Origin of the sequence: Dietzia sp. DQ11-44, assembly GCF_014145205.1 — a bacterium.
In the GTDB taxonomy this organism is placed as follows: domain Bacteria; phylum Actinomycetota; class Actinomycetes; order Mycobacteriales; family Mycobacteriaceae; genus Dietzia; species Dietzia natronolimnaea.
Window position 1 is genome coordinate 1 of record NZ_JAALEC010000493.1, and the last position, 6,011, is coordinate 6,011.

General features: G+C 70.8%; 6 protein-coding genes. 2 read left to right on the forward strand and 4 right to left on the reverse strand.

What is annotated here, in order from left to right:
• The coding region (locus G6018_RS12410) for a DUF4112 domain-containing protein (protein WP_182639760.1) at positions 1–291 on the forward strand (291 nt) is incomplete at its 5' end.
• A gap of 60 nt (positions 292–351) precedes the next feature.
• Here G6018_RS12410 and G6018_RS12415 read toward each other — a convergent pair.
• The 4 genes from G6018_RS12415 to G6018_RS12430 form a co-directional block, all read right to left on the reverse strand.
• Complete coding sequence (locus G6018_RS12415; protein WP_241730556.1) at positions 352–1,455, reverse strand: hemolysin family protein; 1,104 nt, start codon at positions 1,453–1,455, stop codon at positions 352–354.
• A complete protein-coding gene (locus G6018_RS12420) occupies positions 1,452–2,810 on the reverse strand; it encodes a hemolysin family protein (protein ID WP_179523670.1) in 1,359 nt (452 codons plus the stop codon). The genes G6018_RS12415 and G6018_RS12420 overlap by 4 nt, the downstream gene beginning before the upstream one ends.
• 184 nt (positions 2,811–2,994) lie before the next feature.
• Complete coding sequence (locus G6018_RS12425; protein ID WP_182610169.1) at positions 2,995–3,873, reverse strand: P1 family peptidase; 879 nt, start codon at positions 3,871–3,873, stop codon at positions 2,995–2,997.
• A gap of 53 nt (positions 3,874–3,926) precedes the next feature.
• Positions 3,927–5,186 (reverse strand): Ig-like domain-containing protein, encoded by a 1,260-nt coding sequence (locus G6018_RS12430; RefSeq protein WP_182610168.1) that lies wholly within the window; start codon positions 5,184–5,186, stop codon positions 3,927–3,929.
• A gap of 250 nt (positions 5,187–5,436) precedes the next feature.
• Here G6018_RS12430 and G6018_RS12435 point away from each other — a divergent pair.
• Positions 5,437–6,011 (forward strand): NAD(P)-binding oxidoreductase (locus G6018_RS12435; RefSeq protein ID WP_182639761.1); only part of this gene is annotated, 575 nt, incomplete at its 3' end.

Below are 6,011 nucleotides of genomic sequence, written 5' to 3' on the forward strand. Positions count from 1 at the left end.
CGCAACCGGGTCCCCGTCCACATCCTGTTCCGGATGGGCTGGAACTACCTCGTCGACGCGGTGCTCGGCGTGATCCCCTTCGTGGGCGACGTGGCGGACGCCGCGCACAAGGCCACGTCCAAGAACCTGCGCCTGGTGGACCGGACCATCGCCGAGGGCAGGCGCGTGGACACCGACGCCCGCGGCTACCTGCTCCGCGCGGTCGGCGCGGTGGGTCTGATGCTGCTGGTGTTGATCGGCATGGCCGGGCTCGCGCTGTGGGGCCTGCTCAGGGTGATCGGGCTGTTCTGACCCCGGCCGGCAGGCCCCCGACCCCCCCGGCCGGCAGCCCCCGGCCCACAGGCCCCCGGCCTACACGGAGGTCACGGGCAGGAGGCGCCGCACCACGTCGTCCAGCGTGAGGACCCCCCTGACCTCGGAGACGTGGGTGCCGGGGTGGCCGCCGGATTGTTCGACGACGACGAGGTGTGCCCGCGCCTCACGCATCCGGCGGAACGCCTCGGCCACCGAGAGATCGTGCTCGAGGGACAGGCTCGGCCGCATGAGCTCCCTCGCCGTGGCCGCCGCCTGGATGTTGATCGCGTCCCGCGCGTGCACCACGCCCACCGCGGTGTCGCTGTCCATCACCAGCAGGCGCAGGTGACCGGTGCGGCGGGCCGTCTCGCGGATCTCCTCGGGCGAGGCGTCCACGTCGACCGAGGACATCTCCTCCGGGGCGGCGGGGGTGTCCACGCCGCGCTCGCCCAGCAGGTCACCCACGGTGAGCTCCTGCAGCTCCAGTGCGTTGAGCAGCTGCCGGTGGTGGGTGTCGTCGAGCGTGCCGGCCTCACCGGAGTGGCGCACGAGCTCCCGCAGGGAGTCGGCGTCCTGCCCGGAGGCCACCTCGTCGCGGGTCTCCACCCCGATCCGGTGGAGGATCCGGTTGGCGAGGGTGTTGAGCATCACCAGCAGCGGGCGGGTGATCCAGAGGAAGCCCCGCATCGGTATCGCCAACAGCGTGGCCGAGTACTCGGGGTGCGTGATGGACCACGACTTGGGAGCCATCTCGCCCACCACGAGGTGCAGGAACGTGACGATGAGCAGGGCGATGACGAACGCGATGACGTCGGCCGTCCAGTAGGGCAGGCCCCAGCCGGCGAACACCGGGGTGAGCCAGTGGTGGACAGCGGGCTTGGTGATGGAGCCGAGCGCCAGTGCGCACAGCGTGATCCCGAGTTGGGATCCCGCCAGCAGGAGCGTGAGCTCGGAGGCGTTGCGCAGGGCGGCCCGGGCGGAGGCGCTCGACGCCGCCGCGTCCTCGAGGCGGTGGCGACGCGCGGAGATCAGCGAGAACTCGACGGCGACGAAGAACGCGGACGCCGCGATGAGGACGATCGTGGCGAGCACCACGACGAGCGGGTTGCTCATGAGGCCCGATCCGGCCTCGGCGGCGAGCAGGGTGGTGGTGGGGTTCATCGCGCGGCCTCCTCGACCACGACGTGCAGTTCGGCCGGCACGCGTCGTTCGATCCGGCGCACCTCGGTCCGGAGGACCCGGTCCGCGGAGAACTCCTCCAACACGTCCGTGTCGGGAAGGGGGATGTCGACACGGTCGCCCAGCTCGGGCAGGTCACCGGTCGTCTCGACCACCAGCCCGCCGAGCGTCTCGGCGTCCACCTCGGGCAGGGTGATCTCGAGCAGGCGTTCCACCTCGTCGAGATGGGTGTCGCCGGACAGGAGCCAGCCCAGACCCTCGCTGACCGGGGTCCCGGCGGCGAGCTGGGGATCGTGCTCGTCCGCGATCTCGCCGACGATCTCCTCTGCCATGTCCTCCATCGTCACGACGCCGGCGAAGCCGCCGTACTCGTCCACCACCACGGCCATCTCCGACTTCTCGGCGCTCAGGCGGGCGGCCACCTCCGGCAGGGGCAGGGAGGTGGGCACGATGATCGGCGCGCGCATCAGGGCGGACACCGCGGTGAGATCGGCCTGGTCGTCGTCGCACACCGAGAGCAGGTCGTGGAGGTCCACGATGCCGATCACGTCGTCGGAGTCGTCGCCGACGACCGGGTAGCGGGTGTGGCCGGTGGCCATCTTGGACAGGACCTCGTTGACCGTGTCCTCCGCGCGGACCACATCGGTGCGGCTCCGCGGGATCATGGCGTGCTCGGCGGGTTGTCCGGGGAAGTCGAGCATCCTGTCCAACAGGTCGCTGAGCTCCTCGGACAACTCGCCGGTCTCTTCGGACTCGGCGACGATGTGCTCCAGGTCGCGGGCGGTGGCGGAGTGCTCCTTGTCATGCACCGGCTCGATACCGACGGCCTTGAGCAGCGCCTCGGACGCCTTGTCGAACAGACCGATGAGCCAGCCGAACAGAGCGAGGTAGATCGTGGTGGACCGGGCCAGCCAGCGTGCGACCGGCTCCGGCTTGGCGATGGCCAGGTTCTTGGGCACCAACTCGCCGAAGATCATCTGCACGACCGTCGAGAAGAGCAGTGCCAGCACCGTGCCGACCACCACGCCGACTCCCTGCGGCACGGACGCCAGGCCGAGGAGTTCGCCGATCGAGCGGCCGATGAGCGGTTCGGCCACGTAACCGACGACCAGGGTGGTGACGGTGATACCGAGCTGGGCGCCCGAGAGCATGAAGGATGTTCGTCTGGTCACGCCGAGGACGCGTGCCGCCGCCGGGTCGCCCTTCTCCGCCGCGGCCCCCATCCGGGAGCGGTCGACGGCCATGAACGCGAACTCCTGGGCCACGAAGTAGCCCGTGAGCGCGGTGATCGCCAGGACCACCACGACTCCGACGAGTAGTGAGAGCGCGATGCTCATCCGGTGTTCCCCCTTCCGAGAAGGGGGCTGATAGATCGGGCCGGTGTATCGGCTCGGCTCACTGGAGGTGCTCCTGCGCTTTCGTCGGGGTCGCCCACGGGCCGGTGCCCGGGGTGACTACCGATTGTCCCGCCCATCGCCGGAAATGTCGACTCCGTTCCGGCGTGTGGCGTCGCCGGGCGTGTCAGTGGCCGGCGGAGCGTATCGCCCGGGAGACGGCGTCCAGCGCCATCAGGCGGACCGTGTCGACGTCGGCGGCCACCTCGCCGGTGGCCACGGCGACGAAACCGTCACCGTCGTACCGGGTGTGCGGCGGAGTCAGCGCCCGGGCGAGCCCGTCGTGGGCGCCCTGTGCGACGACGAAGCACGCGGTCTTGTCCAACCTCGCGTTGGTCATCACCACTCCGATGGTGGTGTGGACCCGATCGGAGGTGTAGTCGAACGGCGGGACCAGGTTCGCGACACTGTCGAGGTCGACCTCGGTGCCGCCCGGGTCGACGTCCCCGTAGGCGTTCACCGCGCACAGCGCCCCCACGACCAGGTCGCCCAGTGTGCTCTCCGCGTACCGGATCCCGCCCGCACGGAGGTTCTCCACCCCGCGCCACTGCGACGTGAACGCCCCGGTCCCCGCACCGAGCTGCCCCACCTCGAACCGCGGCCCGCTCGCCGCGACCGCGGCGGAGTAGCCGTCCTCCGCCGTCGGCCGGACCTTCGGGTCGCCGACCCCGAGGTCGAACAGCGCCAGGGTCGGCACGATCGGGACGCGTCCACCGGGAGTGGGCACGCCCCGCCCGGCCTCCTCGAGGAACCGCATCACCCCCTCGGCGGCGGCCAGGCCGAACGCCGATCCGCCGGTGAGGAGGACCGCGTCTATCGAGGTCACGGCCTTGTCGGGGGCGAGTGCGTCGAGGTCGCGGGTCGCCGGGGCGCCACCGCGCACCTCTCGTGAGGCCACCGCCCCCTCGGGGAGGAGCACCACCGTGCACCCCGTCATCGCCGACGGGTCCGTCCAGTGGCCGATCGAGACTCCGGGCAGGCGGGTCCGGGGTGTGCGGGGCTCCATCGGGCAAAATTAGCGTGCCGACCATCCGACCGGCAACGGTGTCGACCGGCCCCTCAGTCGGCGGAACCCTTCTGCCAGGTGCTCCACGGGACAGCCCAGTCGCCGTTCTGCCAGATCCCCTGCTCCGGGCCGCCGGTGTTGCGGACCTCGACGATGTCCCCGGCGACCGCCTGGTCGAAGTACCAGGACGCGTCGTCCGGGGAGAGGTTGAGGCATCCGTGCGAGACGTTGGTGTTGCCCTGGGCCCACATCGACGAGGCGAGGGCGTGGAAGTAGATGCCCTCGTTGGTGAGACGGACCCCGTGGTCGACGGTCACCTTGTAGCCGACGTCCAGCGGCAGACCGTAGGTCGACGAGTCCATGAGCACCGAGCTGGCCTTGTCGAGGACCGTGTAGACGCCCCGCTGGGTCCAGAAGTGCATGCTCACACCGTTGTAGGTCGCCCACCCGCCCTTGCCCATCGACGTGGGCATGGTCTTGACCAGCTCCTGGTTGTGGAACACCGAGACCGTCTTGGTGACGTCGTCGGCGATGGCCACCCGTCGGTCACCGATGGTGAAGTCCACCTCCGCGCCCTCTCCGCCCCACTGGCCGCCGCCGAGGTTCCGGCCCTCGGTGTCCAGGTCCACGTGGACCCGGGTGCCGGTGGCGTAGTAGTCCCTCGGGCGCCAGTGCGCGGTGGTGTCGTCGAGCCAGAACCAGTTGCCCTCGACGGCGGGCTCGGTGGTGACCGTCATGTGCTTCTCCACGGTGGCGCGGTCGGCCACCGGCTGATCGAATCTGGCGCCCACGATGATCCCGACGCCGTACTCCCGGCCCGACTCCAGTGCGCCACCGCCCGGGGTGACCAGGGTGGGGCTGATGATGGCCTGAGGATTGGCCATGGTGAACGTGCGCGTGTCGGTCCTCGGGCCGCCCGTCGCACCCCGATAGGTGACGTCCAGGGTGTAGGTGCGCCCGTACCCGAGGGTGACCGCCGGCTCCCACGAGGTCGCGTCCCGCGACAACTCGCCCTCGATCTCCTTGCCCGCGTCGTTGGTGAGGACCACCTCGGTCAGGGAACCGTTCTCGACCCGGGCCCGGACGCCGTCCACCACGGCGACGTCCGTCGCCCCGTCGGCCGGGGTGATCCGGAGGGTCGCCGGCTCCGGTGCCTGAGACGTCTCACTCGGGGTGGTCTCCCCGGCCGAACCGGTGGGGACGGGGATGGTGCATCCGGTCGCGATGAGCAGGAGGGCCAGTAGCCCGGCGAGGATGACGAGGGGGACCTGCGCCGCCGAGCGCGAGAGGTACCCGGACCGGGACAAGGACATGCGTGACTCCGAGGCAGAACTGAGGGTGTACCGGTGAGTACCGGCTTATGTGCACATGATGCACGTCGGGTCCGACACGACGCGAACCCACACGGGCGCATCCGGCGTGTCGTTGTGGAGTTGTGACCGGATCGGGCCGGGACGCCCCCGAAACGTGAGGAGCGTCTCGGATGGCGGGGTGCCGGCCACGGTCCCGCGCCGCGCCACCGAGGAGGCGCACGGAGCGGGGCGGAGGAGTACAACGGAGGCCATGAGTATCGAACGCCCTGTGACCATCATCGGCGGCCACGGCAAGGTCGCCCTCCGCGCCGCCCGGATCCTGTCGGAGGCGGGTGCCCAGGTCAACTCCGTCATCCGCAATCCGGACCAGGCCGACGACATCCGCGAGGTGGGCGCGACGCCCGTCGTCGCGGATGTCGAGACACTCGACGTGGACGGCCTGCGGGAGGTGCTGCGCGACAGCGGCTCCGTGGTGTGGGCCGCCGGCGCCGGTGGCGGGTGCGCCGACCGCACCTACGCGGTCGACCGCGACGCGGCGATCCGCTCCATGGACGCCTCCGCGGAGGAGGGGGTCGAGAGGTACGTCATGATCTCCTATGACGGGGCCCGCACCGACCACGGAGTGCCCGAGGACGATCCGTTCTTCCCGTACGCCCAGGCCAAGGCCGCCGCGGATGCCCATCTCCGGGAGTCCGACCTGCAGTGGACGATCCTCGGTCCGGGGATGCTCACCGACGACGCCGGCGGGGAGACGATCGGCGTGGGCGCCGACAAGCGGGACGACCGGGCCACGAGCCGGGACGTCGTGGCCGCCGTCACGGCGGA